The sequence below is a fragment of the Nocardioides zhouii genome, assembly GCF_004137345.1.
GTDB classification, from domain to species: Bacteria; Actinomycetota; Actinomycetes; order Propionibacteriales; family Nocardioidaceae; genus Nocardioides; species Nocardioides zhouii.
The window spans coordinates 17460-31902 of record NZ_SDWV01000015.1 but is presented as its reverse complement, the minus strand read 5'-3'; the positions used below and the strand labels follow the sequence as shown (position 1 = coordinate 31902).

The following is a 14443-nucleotide window of genomic DNA, read 5'->3' as shown; positions in this document are numbered from 1 at the left end:
GCTGAGGCGGCGCGGCTGGCTCTAGACAGGCGCCAGGAACCGGTGGCTGACGGTGAACCGGTCGGCGTCGACGAGGGTCGTCGCCCGGCGGGCTACTGCGGCAGCTCGGGGAGCGAGGACGGCTCGGGCAGCCGCATCCGCTCGTCCTGGGCGATCGACCCGAGGTCCTCCAGCGACGGGAGCTCCCGCTGGGCCGCGGCCCAGGTCATGCCCGACTCCGTGGCCCAGACGTCGACCTGTTGCATCAGCCCTCCGTCCGACTGTGGGGAGACGACCTGCGCGTAGCGGCTCCAGACGCCGTCCTCCTGGCCCTGGATCCGCACCCCGTCGTGGAGCACCAGCAGGCGTCCACCGTCGAGCTGCGTCATGGTGCAGTCCGACTCGAGCTCGAACGTCCCGCGGCTGCACCATGCGATCCCCGGGGTCGGCTCGTTCCACGACGTCGACACCGAGAACAGCGCGAGGTCGCCGACGTCGAAGACCTGGTTCCACCTGAAGACCGTGTCCCAGTTGACCGGGTCGCCCAGCGTGATGTCGACGACGTCGCCATCCATGACCATCGAGTCGTAGAACTCGTCGCTCGTGCGCCTGGCCTGCGGGAACACGTCCTTCACCGCCGCCGTCATCCGGTCCGACTGGTCGTCGTACGCCGACGGGTCGACCGTGCGGGTGGGAGACGGATCCGGCGACGGTGTCGGGCTCGGCGACACCGACGTGTCGTCCGCGACCTGGGGCGTGCCGTCGCCGGACCCGCCGGCGGTCACCGCGAGGGGTACGGCGACGACTGCCGCCGCCGCGAGGCCACTCGCGATGGCGATGCCGCGCCGACGGCGGCGTACGGCCCGCCCCTGCGCGCGGATGCCCGCGACGTCGGGGCGCTGCGGGAGGCCGGTGTCGAGGGTGTCGACCACCTGCTTGAACTGGTCGTGCGTCATCGTTGTTCTCCCGTCGGGGTCGAGACCGGGATCCGGAGTCGCGCCAGTGCGCGTGAGCACGTGCTCTTCACCGTGCCGACCGAGCAGCCCATCACCTCCGCGACCTCCCGCTCGGGGAGGTCGAAGTAGTGCCGCATGACGAGCATCGTGCGCTCGCGCGGTGACAGCAGCGCGAGCCGTCCGGCCAGGTCGAGGCGGTCGTCGATGGCCACCACGTCGTACGACGCCGGTCCGGCCACCTCGGGGACCTCGTCGACCGGGTGCTCGCGGAACCGCTGCCGACGGCGCCAGGTGTCGACGTACGCGTTGACGAGGCTGCGCCGCACGTAGGCGATCGGGTTGTCCCGACCCACCCGCGACCACCGCGCGTACGCACGGACCAGCACGGTCTGCACGAGGTCCTCGGCGTCCGGGACGCTGCCCGTCAGGGCATACGCGCCCTGCCTCAGGCTCGGCCACGAGGCGTGGACGAACTCCTCGAACGATGCGTCGTCCGGCTTCGACATCCCGGCTCCTCCAGACCCGGAGGGACGGTGTGCCCCTCCACCGCTAACCACGAACGGAGGGGTCGCGAGGTTGAGTGGGACCGCGAGGTCAGAGGTCGCGGCGCTCCTCGACGTGGGTGGTCCGCGAGCGCTGGTTGTTCATGACGAGGCCGAGCACGAGCGACAGGACGCCCGCGATGACCAGGATCCACCCGACGGTGGTGGGGTCGACCACGTCCTGGACGGACTGCGGGAACTCCTTGATGGCGAACAGCAGGATCAGTCCGATGACGAGCAGCAGGATGCCGATGCCGATTCCCATGACGACTCCTTGTCGTGGTGCGGTCGGCTCGGGAACGAGCCGTCCCCGGCAGCGTAGGGCGGCCGGGCGCGCAAACGGCGCAACCCGTCCCCAGTGAGGCCGCTGCGCCGCGAATCGGGCCGGTCAATGCGGTCGACGTTAGGCGTCTGCAGGCGACACCGTGGTCGAAACTGCCGAACGGGTCCGGCGATCTGCCCTGATTCCGTCCCTGCGGGTGGGCCTACGCTCTCCCCATGACCGACGCCGTGAAGGATCAGGAGCGCCTGGCCGCCCTCGTCGCCGTGTGGTGGGAGGCGGTCGACTCCTTCACCCGCGTCCTCGAGCACGTCGGCGACGACCAGTGGTCCGTGCCGACCGACCTGCCCGGGTGGGACGTGCGTGCCGTCGCCGCCCACACCGCGCACCTCGAGGCGCTGCTCGCCGGGCGCCGGCACGAGGAGGTCGACATCGGCGACGCCCCGCACGCCCACGGGATGATGGGGCAGTTCACCGAGCAGGGCGTGGTGCTGCGCCGCGACGAGTCGCCCGACACGCTCATCACCGAGATCCGCGAGTCCACGACCGCCCGCCACACGCAGCTGCTCGCCGACCCTCCCTCGGACCCCCACGCTCCCGCGCCGGGGCTGTTCGGCGCGATCGGCTGGACCACCGGCCTGCTCCTGCGCAACCGGCCGCTCGACGTGTGGATGCACGAGCAGGACGTACGCCGCGCCCTCGACATGCCGGGCAACCTCGACTCGGCGCCCGCGCTCCACTCCGCCGGCTACCTGATGGAGAGCCTTCCCTTCATCGTCGGCAAGCGGGCACAGGCACCGGCCGGCAGCGTCGTACGCCTCGAGGTCGCCGGGCACGCACCGGTGGCCGCGGTCGTCGGCGACGACGGGCGCGGCCGGGTCGCGGCGCCGGCGGACGGCGAGCCTGCCGTCACCCTGGCCATGGACCGCGAGACCTTCATCGTCCTGGCCGGCGGGCGACGCCGGCCGGAGCCCGACGCCGTCGGCGTGACCGGAGACGCCGAGCTCGGCGAGCGCGTCATCTCCGCGATGGGCGTGACCCCGTGAGCGAGGCAGCCTGGACGACCGACGACATCGGCGACCTGACCGGTCGCACCGCCGTGGTGACCGGCCCGACCCTGGGCGGACTCGGCTTCCACACCGCCCTCGAGCTGGCCCGGCACGGTGCCCGCGTCGTGCTCGCCGGACGTACGCCGGACAAGCTCGCCGCCGCTGCCGAGGCGATCACCGCAGAGGTCCCGGGCGCTCCGCTCGACTCCCTCGTCGTGGACCTGTCCGACCTCACGTCCGTACGCGCGGCCGCGACGACCGCCGCCGCGCTCGGGCCGATCCACCTCCTGGTCAACAACGCCGGCATCATGGCCACGCCGTTCCGCCGCACTGCGGACGGGCTGGAGTCGCAGATGGCGACCAACCACTTCGGGCCGTTCCTCCTGACCGGCCTCCTGCTCGACCAGCTCGTCGCGTCGGGTGACGGCCGGGTCGTGACGCTGTCCTCGCAGATGCACCGCGTCGCTCGCTCCGCGCCGCTCGGCGACCCGCGCGCGCGGCGGCGCTACAGCCGGTGGGGCGTCTACGGCCAGACGAAGCTCGCCAACCTGCTCTTCACCTTCGAGCTCGACCGGCGGCTGCGGCGGGCCGGGCTCCCGGTGCTCGCGCTGGCCGCACACCCCGGGCTGGCCGGCACGCACCTCGTGGTCAACGGCCAGATGCGCGGCATCGAGCAGCGCGGCGCCGCCATCATCGACGCGGCCGTCAAGGCGGTGTCGCAGTCCGCGGAGGCCGGCGCCTGGCCGACCCTGATGGCCGCGACCGCCGACCTGCCCGGCGGGACGTACGTCGGACCCACCGGTCCCGGCCAGGGCCGCGGTCGTCCCGGCATCGTCGGTTCGACCCCGCTCGCCCGCGACGAGATGGCGCAGCGCCGGCTCTGGGAGACCAGCGAGGAGACCGTCGGCCTCACCTGGCCCTGACTCTCGGCTGCCGGGTATCTAGGGACAAACTGGTAGGAGATCCGCCCGTCGGACCTACGAGAACGTCCCTAGGTAGCGAGCCTCAGCTGCGGTCGCGCACCCGGACCAGGCCGGCCAGCGTGCCCACCCAGGCCGAGCCGTCGGGGCCGATCGTGATCCGCGACCCGTCGCTGCCGGCGAGCAGGCCGGTGCCGGTGCGTACGCTCCACATCGTGCGACCCGACTCGGCGTCGAGGGCGGTGAGGTACCACGCGCTCACGCCGGTCATGGACGGCCGCTTCGTCCAGGCGTAGACCAGGCCGGTGGGCCAGCTCGCCGTCACCCCCGAGCTCGGCGAGACCGCCTCGCTCGTCCACTCCACGACGCAGCCGTCGTCGCCCAGGTCGACGCGGGCGATGCCGGCGTCGCTCGTGAAGCCGAGGAGCGTGCTCCGCGGCGAGGAGTAGCCGTGGTTGTTGGCGACCACCACACCGCGACCGAGAGGGGCCAGGGTGCTGGACGTCGCGCCGTCGTCCTCCTCGAAGACCGACTGGCGGCACAGGCCCGCCCCGGTGTCGCGCGCCAGGAACACCACTCCCAGCCGGGACTCGACGGTGTCGGTGACGGCGACCACGCCACCGTCGAGCAGGACCGGGGCCGACCCGCTGGCGCCGGCGTACTCCGTGCGCCACTGCTCCTGCGGCGCCCCCTCGGCCCCGGCCACCAACCGGTGGAGCGCCTCGTCGGTGACGACGTAGGCCCCGCCCTCGTCGACCGCGAGCCCGCGGCGGACCTGCTCGCCGAGGTCGGTCACGGCGACCCGGCCCGACTCGGGCGCGAGGGTGCCGACCAGTCCTTGCCGCGAGACCCACCAGACGAGGCCCGACCAGTCGGGGGCGATGGCGACGACGCAGTCGCCGAAGGGGATCCACGGCCTGAGGTCCCAGCTGCCGTCGGGGTCGAGCGCGGACTCGTCGCCACCGGACCGGGTGCGATAGGTCGACACCGCGCGTACGCCCGCCACCACGGCACGGTCGGCGTCGTCGACGTAGAACGCCTCGGTCGCGCACGCCGGGTCGTCGGACGTCTCGCCCAGGTCGTACGTGGCGGTCGGTCGCATCGTCTCGGCATCGACCATCCGCAGGCTCGCACCCGACCGGTCGGTGCACCTCGCCACCAGTACGCCGGTCGAGGTGGGCGCGAGGTCACCGCAGCGCTGGAGGCCGAGCCACGAGGTCTCCACCTCGGGCTGCAGGCCGAGCGGTCCGGGCCACGAGACCGGGGCGGGTCCGACGCGGTGCGGGTTCTGCGGCACCTCGGCCGCGACCACCGGGTGCGGCGTCACCGGCCGGCCGACGTACGACGGCGCGGCCCAGGTACCCGGAGCCGGCGGGATCGGGAGCCAGCCGTCGGGCACGGCGAGCACGAGGGCGACGAGCGCCGCAACGGCTCCGGTCAGGATCGCCACGGCTCGGCGGTCGACGTGGATCCGGTCCTGCACCCACCAGCGGGCGCGCGGCACGCAGAGGACGGCGGCCGCCACCACGAGCACGACGGGGCCCCAGGCCAGCCAGAGCAGGAGAAGCGCACCGACCAGCCAGACCACCGGCTGACCCTAGGTGAACAGCGTGCCCCTGGTCGGGAGGCTCGGCCGCGAACGGTCGGTCGGCCCTCAGTCCATGGCCGGGCGCGGCGCCGGCGCGGTGACCGTGAGGTCGGAGTACGCGCCGAAGCCCTCCGCGCCGCGCAGGAAGATCCGCGAGTGCCGCGGCTCGGGCACCCGCGTCGGCGGGGCCTCGTTGATCGGGATCCCGTCGGCCTCGGCACGGCGTGCCACGAGCGAGCCGGTGAACTGCTCCAGTGCCTTGATCCGTCCCGCGACGTCCCAGGTCAAGCTGTCGTCGTTGCGCTGCTTCCGCATGTGCGGACTCCTCCCACAATCGGCGGTCCCCCACGGACTACCTGGACCAAGGGTAGGAGCGCCCGGACCGCGCCGACCGGGACTAGCGGAACCCTTCGGGAAGTCTTCGGAAGACGGTCCAGACAGGTCCAGACAGCTCCTCGTTCCCCCGTGAGCACCCCGCGGACGACGGGTCCGGCCTTGACAGTTGCCGCCGCCCCGGGGCACGCCGAAACGGGCTGCCCGGCAGGTGCCGGGCAGCCCGTGTCTCGGGCAGAACGTCAGGCGGCAGGTGGCCGGACCGTCGACCCCACGTCGACAGTGCGCCGCGGACGCGGCACGGCGGGCCGTGACGGCTCGCTGCGTATGTCGTACGACTCCTCGCGCGCGACGGGAGGCTGAGCCTGCCCCACTGCGCCGACGCGGATCATCGGACCTGTCCTGATGTGTTCATGCTGGTTTCCATGTTCTCGACCCCCACGATCGATAGTTCCTGATGTACAGGATGTACCCAGTGTGCCCTTGATACATCCGTACAACTACCAATGATCCAGTTTAGTTATGGAGGTCCAGACCAGCACTTTCCGTGGCAAATTGCACAGCAAACAACGGAAACCTTCGTGTCAAACGATTTGAGGCCCTCAGGCGGCCCGTGATTCGCTCTCCAGCTTGCGACCCAGGAGGCGCCGCGTACGGCGGTCGCCCGTGGCCATCTTGTAGAGGATCCCGAGCTGCTGGGGGGCGTTCTTGGCGTTCGTGGTCTTGAGCCAGCCGTTGGGCAGCGAGAGCCGGACGACCTTGTGCCAGGCCGAGTAGACCTGCGGGACGAGCGGACGCGCGAGGTAGGTGAGCTCGTACTTGTCGAAGAGGGCCTGCACCTGGGGCGCGATCTCCGCGTAGCGGTTGGACGGCAGGTCCGGGAACAGGTGGTGCTCGATCTGGTGCGACAGGTTGCCGCTCATCAGGTGCAGTGCCTTCGAGCCGGAGATGTTGGCCGAGCCGAGCATCTGGCGGACGTACCACTCGCCCTTCGTCTCGCCCTCGATGGAGCGCTTCTCGAAGGTCTCGACGCCCTCGGGGAAGTGGCCGCACAGGATGATCGAGTTGGACCACAGGTTGCGGACGATGTTGGCCGTGAAGTTGGCCGCCAGGGTCGGCAGGAAGGAGCCGGTCGGGATCGACAGCGCCGGGTGGACCGCGTAGTCCTTGGTCGCCTGCTTGCGGATCTTGGTGAGCACCTGCTTCGCGCGGGCCCGGAAGACCGGGTCCTTGGTCTGCTTCTTCTTGACCACGGCGCCGAGGTCGAGGTCGTACGCGGCGATGCCGTACTCGAAGAAGACCGCGTTGATGAAGCACCAGATCGGCTGGCCGAGGTGGAACGGCGCCCAGGTCTGGTCCTCGTCGACGCGCATGATGCCGTAGCCGAGGTCGTTGTCCTTGCCGACGACGTTGGTGTACGTGTGGTGCACCTCGTTGTGGCTGTGCTTCCACTGCGCGGCGGGCGACGCCATGTCCCACTCCCAGGTGGAGGAGTGGATCTTCGGGTCGCGCATCCAGTCCCACTGGCCGTGCAGGATGTTGTGGCCGATCTCCATGTTGTCGAGGATCTTGGCGACACTGAGGCCGGCGGTGCCGACGACCCAGGCCGGCGGGAAGGCGCTGAAGAGCAGCACCGCGCGCGAGCCGAGCTCGATCTTGCGCTGCCGGTCGATGAGCTTGCGGATGTACGCCGCGTCGTTCGCGCCGCGCGAGTCGAGGACCTCCTGGCGGATGGCGTCGAGCTCGACCCCGATCTGCTCGATGTCGGCCTCGGTGAGGTGCGCGATCGGGTTGCTCTGGCCGACGTGCGGCTTCTTCTGGACGGTGGTCATGTCGATCTCCTGGGGGTGTCGGGGGAGGTCTGGGTCAGTGGTCGATGTGGCAGGGGCCGGCGGCGGCGTTGATGCAGGTCTGCACCTTGAGGTCGCCGGTCTCGCCGGGGACCGCGGTCGTGATGGCGCCGTTGCGCAGGTCACGCACGCTGCCCTCACGGAGCGGGATCACGCAGCCCATGCAGATGCCCATCCGGCAGCCGCTGGGCATCAACATGCCGGCCGCCTCGGCCGCGTCCAGGATGGGCGTGGCGCCGTCGAGGTCGAGGGTGGCGCCGGAGGTGAAGCGGACGGTGCCACCGTCGCCCGGCTCGACGCGAGCGGTGCGGAACTGCTCGGTCGTCAGGGTGATCCCCGCGGCCTCGTGGTGCGCGGCGAGGGCGTCGAGCAGGCCGGCGGGCCCGCAGGCGAGGGTCGTACGCTCGGCGAGGTCGGGCACGAAGGTGGCCAGGTCGTCGACGTCGAGCACGCCGTGCTCGTCGTCGTACCGCGCGACGAGGCGGATGGCGCCGGCGGCGTCGAGCGCCTCGAGGTCGCGGATGAAGATCGAGTCGGGGTGGCTCGGGGCGACGTGGACGACCACGATGTCGTGGTCGGCGCTGCGCGCCGGGCGCAGCACGCCGTCGTCGGTGCTCGGGAACAGGTTGCGCAGCATCCCGATGACCGGGGTGATGCCGGAGCCGGCAGTCACCATGAGGAACTTGCCGCCTGCGGGCGGGAGGATGAACTCGCCCGCGGCCTGCTCGAGGTGGACGAGCGTCCCGGGCTGCGCCCGGTGGACGAGGTGGTTGCTGACCAGCCCGTCGGGCACGGCCTTGACGGTGATGGAGATGCGGCCGTCGCGACGCGGACCGTGGGTCAGCGAGTAGGCGCGCCACTGGCGTACGCCGTCGACGTCGATGCCGATGCGCAGGTACTGGCCGGGCACGTGGCCCGCCCAGTCGGCGCCGGGGCGGATCACGATGGTCGCGGCGTCGGCGGTCTCGGGGTGCACGGACTCGATGCGTCCTCGCAGGTCGGCGCCGGAGCGCAGCGGGGCGAAGAGGTCCATGAAGTCGGCCGGGAGGTACGGCGTGGTGGCCGCCTCGGCGACGCGGACCAGGTGGTCTCCGATGCGTCGGCTCCGTCGGGTGCCGGTGCCGCCCGTGGGCGGCTCGAGAGTCGTGGTCATAGGTACCAATGTGCCCGTCGGGGGCCCGTTGTTCCTGCCCTGAGCACGTGAATCCGGCGTACACTCTTGTTCGTAGCGAACAAAAATACCCTCAGGAGACCCGATGGCACAGCGGACTGTGCGCCCCACCACACAATCACCCACCGTGGTCGGCCTCGACCCGGAGGTGGCAGCGGCCCTCCGCGCCCGCCTCGCCGAGGTCGCCGACAGCGCGGTGCTCCACATCGTCGAGGAGGTGCCCAGCTATGCCGGCGCGTGGAGCGGCCGGATGGGCGAGGTGATCCGCAACGCGGTCCAGCTCGCCCTCGGCGGCTTCCTCACCCTCGCCACCCGCCAGGACGCCGACGCCCCGAGGGCGCCGGCGATCGAGGGCGCCTACCAGCTCGGCCGCGGCGAGGCGCGCAGCGGACGTACGGTCGAGGCGCTCCTCTCCGCCTACCGCATCGGCGCCCGCGCCTCGTGGCGCGAGATGGCCGAGACCGCCGTGGCGGCCGGGGTCGACTCCGGCCAGCTGGCCCGCTTCGCCGAGCTGGTCTTCGCCTACATCGACGAGCTCTCGGCGGCCTCGGTCGCCGGTCACACCGACGAGCTGGAGAGCAGTGGCCGGGTGCGGCAGCGCAACCTCGAGCGGCTCGCCCGCGCCCTGCTCACGGGCGCCCCGGCCGACGCGGTCAACGCCGCAGCCGAGCGGGCCGACTGGGAACCGCCGGGCGCGCTGACCGCCGTCGTCCTCCCGGAGTCGCAGGTCTCGCACGCACTGACAGCCCTCGACGCGCAGACCCTCCAGCCCACCGACGACGTGCCCGGGCTGCCCGAGGGCCACACGTCGCTGCTCGTGCCGAGCGCCGCGTCGACCACGGCCCGGCGTACGTTGCTCCGCGCGCTGCGCGGCACCGACGCCGTCGTGGGGCCGAGCACACCGTGGCTGGAGGTGGGCGGCTCGCACCGGCGCGCGCTGCGGTGCTCGGCGCTGGAGATCGAGGGCCTGGTCGACACCGACGACCACCTCGCCGCGCTCGTGCTCGCCGCCGACGCCGAGAGCCGTGCCGACCTGCGGGCGCGCGTGCTCGCGCCGCTCGCCGACCTGCGCCCCTCGACCGCCGAGAAGCTCACCGACACCCTCCGCAGCTGGCTCCTCCACCACGGGCGTCGCGACGCGGTCGCCGAAGAGCTCTTCGTGCACGCGCAGACCGTGCGCTACCGCGTCGGCCAGCTCCGGGAGGTCTACGGCGACCGCCTCGACGACCCCGCCTTCGTGCTCGACGCGACGCTCGCCCTGGCCTGATCCCCCGTCCGGGGGCCGACTCGAGCGGACCATGGGCCGCTCGACGCACGCCATGCCGTGCGTCCAGCGTCCATCTCGGTCGTCAAGCGTCCACGGTTCCGCTCGAGCCGCGCTGTGGCTCGAGCGCACCCGGTCAGGCGCGCTCGTACACCGGCGAGCCGGCGACCCAGGTCGCGACGACCCGGTCGGCAAAGGCCCGCAGCGCGAGCGCGTGCTCGCGGCCGGAGTCCCCGGCGAGGGGGTCGGCGTCGAGGAGGACGAGGTCGGCGGGGTGGCCGGCGGCGACGGTGCCCCAACCGTCGGTCGAGGCGGCGAGGGCCTCGCGCGCGGTGATCGCCTGCTCGGGGTGCCACGGCTCCCGCTCGTCGGCGGAGCGGTGGACCGCCGCGGCGACCGCGAGCCAGGGGTCGAGCGGGGAGACGGGGGCGTCCGAGCCGAGGACCACGTCGACCCCGGCGTCGACCATCCAGCGCAGCGGGAAGCAGCGCTCGGCGCGCCCCGGCCAGAGCCGCTCGGTGACGTCGCGGTCGTCGAGGAGGTGGGCAGGCTGCACGCTGGCGCGGACGCCGAGGGCAGCGAGGCGGCGTACGTCGTCACGGGTGGTGAGCTGCACGTGCTCGATCCCCCCGCGGGCGCCGGTCTCCTCGAACGCGTCGAGCGCCTCGGTGACCGCGCGGTCGCCGATCGCGTGGACGGCGACGTCGAGGCCGCCGGCCGCCGCGCGGGCGAGGAGGGACCTCAGCTCGGTCGCGGTCTGGTTGGGCTGGCCGGACTCGCTGCCGGGGACAGCCTTCTCGGCGTACGGCTCGCGGCACCAAGCGGTGCGGGTGTTGAGGGAGCCGTCGCTGATGATCTTGAGCGGACCCATCGTCAGGCGGCCCCCACCATCGGGCAGCGAGTCGGCGAGGGGGTCGCCCGAGCGCAGCCCACGGGCGAGCACGTCGTCGAGCCCGTCGGCGTAGCAGGCGTGCCGGATCCGCAGCAGGTCCGCACCCGCCGACCAGCGGGCGACCCAGTCGGCGACGCCGCCGCTGAACTCGAGGTCCACCAGTCCGACCACGCCCTGCGCGGCCGCCGCTTCCATCGATCGGCGGTAGGCGTCAGGCCCCGTCCCGTCCGAGCCCATCACCCCCGCCAGCCGCCCGTACGCCTGGAACCACTCGCCCTCGCTGACCATGCTGTCCCGCGTCGAGAGCGCCAGCATGTGCAGCGCGATCGTGTTGAGCCAGCCGTGGTGCCCGTCGCCGGCGATCAGCACGATCGGCTGGTCGGTGTCGATCGCGTCGAGGTCGGAGACAGCCGGGTTGTCGGGCCATGCCGTCGGCCGGTGACCCCAGCCGATGACGGGCAGGTCGGGCCACTCCTCGAGCCGCTCGCGCACGGCCGCCACGGCCTCGGCGCTCGACCGCACCCCCGCGAGGTCGAGGCGCGCCGAGGCGAGCGTCCACTGGCCGAGGTGCACGTGCTGGTCCCAGAGACCCGGCATCAGCCAGCGCCCGCCCGCGTCGTACGCCCCCTCGTCCCCGCGCGTGTCCAGCGACGGCCCGACCTCGGTGACGCGGCCGTCCTCGATGCGTACGTCGACCGGACCCGCCGTGGCGTCGGTGAGGGCCACCAGGCGGGCGTCGCGGATCAGCATGCCGCCACCGTAGGACGTCCGTGATGGACCGGACCGGGCAGGTGGCGGATACAGTCGTGGCATGGATTGGCGGGGGCCTGCGGTGCTGGTCGCGCTCCTGGCGATCGGCACCGGGAGCGGGTACGCCGCGTCCGTGCAGGCCCGCGACACAGCGATCGGGGCGGGGGTCCCGGCGCCCGTGCCGGCCGAGCAGCCCGAGCTCCCGATCGAGGCGCCCCTGCCCTTCGAGCAGGACCCGGACGACCCGGCGCTCAGGCCGGGCCTTCCGATGGAGACCCAGAAGCTGGGCACCGGCAAGTTCGAGATCACCTTCCCCGCGCCGGTCGGCTGGGTCACCAACGCCAACGCGACCAACGAGTTCAAGTGGAAGAAGCCGGGCACGTCCAACAACACGTACGTGATGCGGATCGAGCAGATCAACAGCCAGGACATCACCATCGAGGACGCCATCGACATCCGGATCGAGCGCCTCGAGCGCGAGCAGGTCGACGTCGACATCCTCGAGCGCGGTGCGGACTCGCTGGAGTACACGTACCGCAGCAATGAGGACAACTTCCGCCACAGCTTCATGCGGTGGCTCGACCTCGACCTCAGCGGCCAGGCCGACGTCGAGATCGTCGTGCACGGCCGGCAGAAGGACACGCCCGGCACCCGCGACCTGATCCGGCGGGTGGCCGAAGGCATGCGCGGGGCGAGCGGCGGCGTGGTCGAGACCGGCTGACGGCCGCCACGGCTGACGGTGGCCTAGATTGTCCGCCGTGACATGGCGGGGGCCGACGGTGCTGGCGCTGCTGCTGGCGCTCGGCGTCGGCGGCGGGTACGCCGCGTCCTGGTCGCTCGGCGAGCAACCGCTCGGCGAGGGAGCGGCCGTCCCGGTCGCCGCGGCGTCGCCGAGCCTGCCGGTCGACCCGGTGCCCGACCTGCTGCCCGATCCCGACTTCGCCCCGCTCGAGCCCGGCATCGAGCTCGTCCGGCAGCAGGTGGGGATCGGCGACTTCGGGCTGTCGCTGCTGCGGCCCGCCGGGTGGCGGTTCTCGCCCAACTCGCTCACCGAGTGGCAGTGGCGCCCGCCGGACTTCCAGTCCTTCGGCTTCTACATGCGGGTCGAGCAGGTGATCAGCAACCGGCGCTCCATCGCCTGGACCCTGGACCGCCGCATCGACGAGCTTGTCGAGGATGAGGCAGCGGTCAAGGTCCGCAGCCGGACCGCGAACAGCCTCCACTACACGTACATCACCAGCAACCACCTGCGCCACGGGTTCCTCACCTGGCTCGACCTCACCGGCTCCGACAACGCCCAGGTCGAGATCGCGGTGACCGGCCGCGCCGCGGACGTGTCGGGCATGTCCGAGCTCATCGGCCGCGTCGCGGAGTCGATGACGCTGGGCGCGCGCCGGCCGGCGGCCTAGAGGTACGTCGTCACCGACGCCAGCACCCGGTTGGCGGTGCCGCGGTCGTCGCTGCGGATCTGCACCCACAGCAGGCGGTTGGACGTCAGCTGCACGACGCGCTCGACCACCACGTCGGTCCCGGGACATCCCTTGGAGAAGACCGTCATCGAGGCGTCGCCGTCCTGCTGGTCCTTGATCACCTCGCCCGTGGTCTCGCAGTCGAAGTGCTGCGGCACGCGGGACGGCAGCTTGTCGGCCTGCAGCACTCCCACGAAGACACCCGGCGCCGGATCGTCGGTGTTCCACCCGGATCGCGAGCCAGTGGCGATCGACGGCTGCTCCTGCTGTCCCTCGATCGGGGTCCACTGCTCGGGGTCGACCTGCGCGGTCCACGACTCCGGCACGGTGACCGAGATCGTCTCGGTCGCGTCGACGAGGGTGCGCTCGGACGTGGCGGCCTGCTCGGCCGACCAACCCACGCCGGCCCCGGCGGCCAGGGCCACGATCCCCGCGACCAGCCACGGGAGGCGACGGCGCCTGGGCGCTGCCAGTGGCGGGAGCTCGTCCACGGGGCCGGTGTCCTCGGGGCGCGGTGCGGCCTGGGTGAGGTCGGGGTCGGCGGGGATCCACGCCAGCGGCGCTTCCTCCACCTGGCCGCCGAGCGCATCGACGAGGGCGCTCGTGAAGGACTCGATGTCGTCGTAGCGGTCCGCGCGGTCCTTGGCCAGGCCCTTGAGCACCACTGCCTCGGCCTCGGGGTTGTCGATGCCCATCGGTGGCGGCGGCGCCGGGTCCTCGGCAGCCGCGAGGGTCGTGTGGTGGAAGGGCTGGCGGCCGGCGAGGAGGTAGTAGCTGAGGGCCGCCAGGGAGAACTGGTCGGCCCGCGCGTCGAGCCCCTCGCCCAGCGCCTGCTCGGGAGCGACGTACGTCGGGGTGCCGCCGACCATCGTGAGCCGCGACGACATGTCCATCGCCTTGCCCAGCCCGAGGTCGCCGACCATCGCCACGACCTGCGACCCGCGGGCGCTCTCGACGGTGCGGAAGAGGACGTTGGCGGGCTTGATGTCGCGGTGCAGCACGCCGCGGTCGTGCAGGGCGGTCAGGCCGCGACCGACCTGGGTCAGCATGGTGAGGGCCTGCGACGGCTCGAGGGCGGAGAGCTCGAGCCGGTCGGCGAGCGTGCCCTGGTCGGCGTACGCCATCACGAGGTAGGGACGGTCGTCGGCGAGCTCGCCGGCGTCGTAGACCGTCACGACGTGGGGCGACTCGACCTTGCGGAGGAAGCGGCCCTCCTCGAGGAAGCGCTGCCGGATGTGGAGGTCGCCGGTCCAGTTGTCGGCGAGCACCTTGATCGCCACCGGGGAGTCGAGGTGCTCGTCGTAGGCGAGCCACACGGTCGCGAAGGCTCCCGATCCGATGCGGCGGCGCACCGGATAACGACCGAGACGAGAAGGAGCGGACACCCGGGCATTATCGTG

The 14443-nt window shown here is 72.3% G+C and carries 14 protein-coding genes; 5 read left to right on the top strand and 9 right to left on the bottom strand.

Annotated elements, in window-relative coordinates; all coding sequences use genetic code 11:
* Positions 1–92: 92 nt before the first annotated feature.
* The 3 genes from EUA94_RS14660 to EUA94_RS14650 form a co-directional block, all read right to left on the bottom strand.
* The gene (locus EUA94_RS14660; protein ID WP_129427635.1) at positions 93–935 is read right to left on the bottom strand and encodes a hypothetical protein; all 843 of its coding nucleotides are present in this window, start codon (positions 933–935) and stop codon (positions 93–95) included.
* Positions 932–1441 (bottom strand): SigE family RNA polymerase sigma factor, encoded by a 510-nt coding sequence (locus tag EUA94_RS14655; protein ID WP_129427634.1) that lies wholly within the window; start codon positions 1439–1441, stop codon positions 932–934. The genes EUA94_RS14660 and EUA94_RS14655 overlap by 4 nt, the downstream gene beginning before the upstream one ends.
* Positions 1442–1529: 88 nt before the next feature.
* On the bottom strand, positions 1530–1742 hold the full coding sequence (locus tag EUA94_RS14650) for a DUF6458 family protein (protein ID WP_129427633.1): 213 nt from the start codon (positions 1740–1742) through the stop codon (positions 1530–1532).
* Between the two features lie 233 nt (positions 1743–1975).
* Between EUA94_RS14650 and EUA94_RS14645 the strand changes: the two genes are divergently transcribed.
* Positions 1976–2803 carry a maleylpyruvate isomerase family mycothiol-dependent enzyme gene (locus EUA94_RS14645; protein ID WP_129427632.1) on the top strand — a complete coding sequence of 276 codons (828 nt, stop codon included), beginning with the start codon at positions 1976–1978 and terminating at the stop codon, positions 2801–2803.
* The gene (locus EUA94_RS14640) at positions 2800–3729 is read left to right on the top strand and encodes an oxidoreductase (RefSeq protein WP_129427631.1); all 930 of its coding nucleotides are present in this window, start codon (positions 2800–2802) and stop codon (positions 3727–3729) included. The genes EUA94_RS14645 and EUA94_RS14640 overlap by 4 nt, the downstream gene beginning before the upstream one ends.
* Positions 3730–3811: 82 nt before the next feature.
* On the opposite strand, the gene EUA94_RS14635 is transcribed toward EUA94_RS14640, so the two are convergent.
* The 4 genes from EUA94_RS14635 to EUA94_RS14620 form a co-directional block, all read right to left on the bottom strand.
* Complete coding sequence (locus tag EUA94_RS14635; RefSeq protein ID WP_129427630.1) at positions 3812–5314, bottom strand: PQQ-binding-like beta-propeller repeat protein; 1503 nt, start codon at positions 5312–5314, stop codon at positions 3812–3814.
* Between the two features lie 66 nt (positions 5315–5380).
* Positions 5381–5629, bottom strand: a complete 249-nt coding sequence (locus tag EUA94_RS22165) for a hypothetical protein (protein WP_165356906.1) — start codon at positions 5627–5629, stop codon at positions 5381–5383.
* Positions 5630–6249: 620 nt separating this feature from the next.
* Entirely contained in the window at positions 6250–7479 is a 1230-nt protein-coding gene (locus tag EUA94_RS14625) for a fatty acid desaturase family protein (protein ID WP_129427629.1), read from the bottom strand.
* A 34-nt stretch (positions 7480–7513) separates the two neighbouring features.
* A complete protein-coding gene (locus EUA94_RS14620; protein ID WP_129427628.1) occupies positions 7514–8650 on the bottom strand; it encodes a ferredoxin reductase in 1137 nt (378 codons plus the stop codon).
* Positions 8651–8753: 103 nt separating this feature from the next.
* Between EUA94_RS14620 and EUA94_RS14615 the strand changes: the two genes are divergently transcribed.
* Entirely contained in the window at positions 8754–9935 is a 1182-nt protein-coding gene (locus tag EUA94_RS14615; RefSeq protein ID WP_129427627.1) for an RsbRD N-terminal domain-containing protein, read from the top strand.
* Between the two features lie 133 nt (positions 9936–10068).
* Here EUA94_RS14615 and EUA94_RS14610 read toward each other — a convergent pair whose 3' ends face one another.
* Positions 10069–11574, bottom strand: coding sequence for an amidohydrolase (locus EUA94_RS14610; RefSeq protein WP_129427626.1), 1506 nt, complete (start codon positions 11572–11574; stop codon positions 10069–10071).
* 61 nt (positions 11575–11635) lie between these two features.
* On the opposite strand from EUA94_RS14610, the gene EUA94_RS14605 reads away from it, so the two are divergent.
* On the top strand, positions 11636–12295 hold the full coding sequence (locus EUA94_RS14605; protein WP_129427625.1) for a hypothetical protein: 660 nt from the start codon (positions 11636–11638) through the stop codon (positions 12293–12295).
* 37 nt (positions 12296–12332) lie between these two features.
* Complete coding sequence (locus EUA94_RS14600; RefSeq protein ID WP_129427624.1) at positions 12333–12983, top strand: hypothetical protein; 651 nt, start codon at positions 12333–12335, stop codon at positions 12981–12983.
* On the opposite strand, the gene EUA94_RS14595 is transcribed toward EUA94_RS14600, so the two are convergent.
* A complete protein-coding gene (locus tag EUA94_RS14595) occupies positions 12980–14428 on the bottom strand; it encodes a serine/threonine-protein kinase (RefSeq protein WP_165356905.1) in 1449 nt (482 codons plus the stop codon). The genes EUA94_RS14600 and EUA94_RS14595 overlap by 4 nt on opposite strands.
* Between the last annotated feature and the right edge of the window lie 15 nt (positions 14429–14443).

Excerpts from the sequence above, each read along its gene's own strand:
- EUA94_RS14660 (WP_129427635.1), bottom strand. The coding sequence starts at position 935 with ATGACGCACGACCAGTTCAAGCAGGTGGTCGACACCCTCGACACCGGC.
- EUA94_RS14655 (WP_129427634.1), bottom strand. The coding sequence starts at position 1,441 with ATGTCGAAGCCGGACGACGCATCGTTCGAGGAGTTCGTCCACGCCTCG.
- EUA94_RS14650 (WP_129427633.1), bottom strand. The coding sequence starts at position 1,742 with ATGGGAATCGGCATCGGCATCCTGCTGCTCGTCATCGGACTGATCCTG.
- EUA94_RS14645 (WP_129427632.1), top strand. The coding sequence starts at position 1,976 with ATGACCGACGCCGTGAAGGATCAGGAGCGCCTGGCCGCCCTCGTCGCC.
- EUA94_RS22165 (WP_165356906.1), bottom strand. The coding sequence starts at position 5,629 with ATGCGGAAGCAGCGCAACGACGACAGCTTGACCTGGGACGTCGCGGGA.
- EUA94_RS14625 (WP_129427629.1), bottom strand. The coding sequence starts at position 7,479 with ATGACCACCGTCCAGAAGAAGCCGCACGTCGGCCAGAGCAACCCGATC.
- EUA94_RS14620 (WP_129427628.1), bottom strand. The coding sequence starts at position 8,650 with ATGACCACGACTCTCGAGCCGCCCACGGGCGGCACCGGCACCCGACGG.
- EUA94_RS14615 (WP_129427627.1), top strand. The coding sequence starts at position 8,754 with ATGGCACAGCGGACTGTGCGCCCCACCACACAATCACCCACCGTGGTC.
- EUA94_RS14610 (WP_129427626.1), bottom strand. The coding sequence starts at position 11,574 with ATGCTGATCCGCGACGCCCGCCTGGTGGCCCTCACCGACGCCACGGCG.
- EUA94_RS14605 (WP_129427625.1), top strand. The coding sequence starts at position 11,636 with ATGGATTGGCGGGGGCCTGCGGTGCTGGTCGCGCTCCTGGCGATCGGC.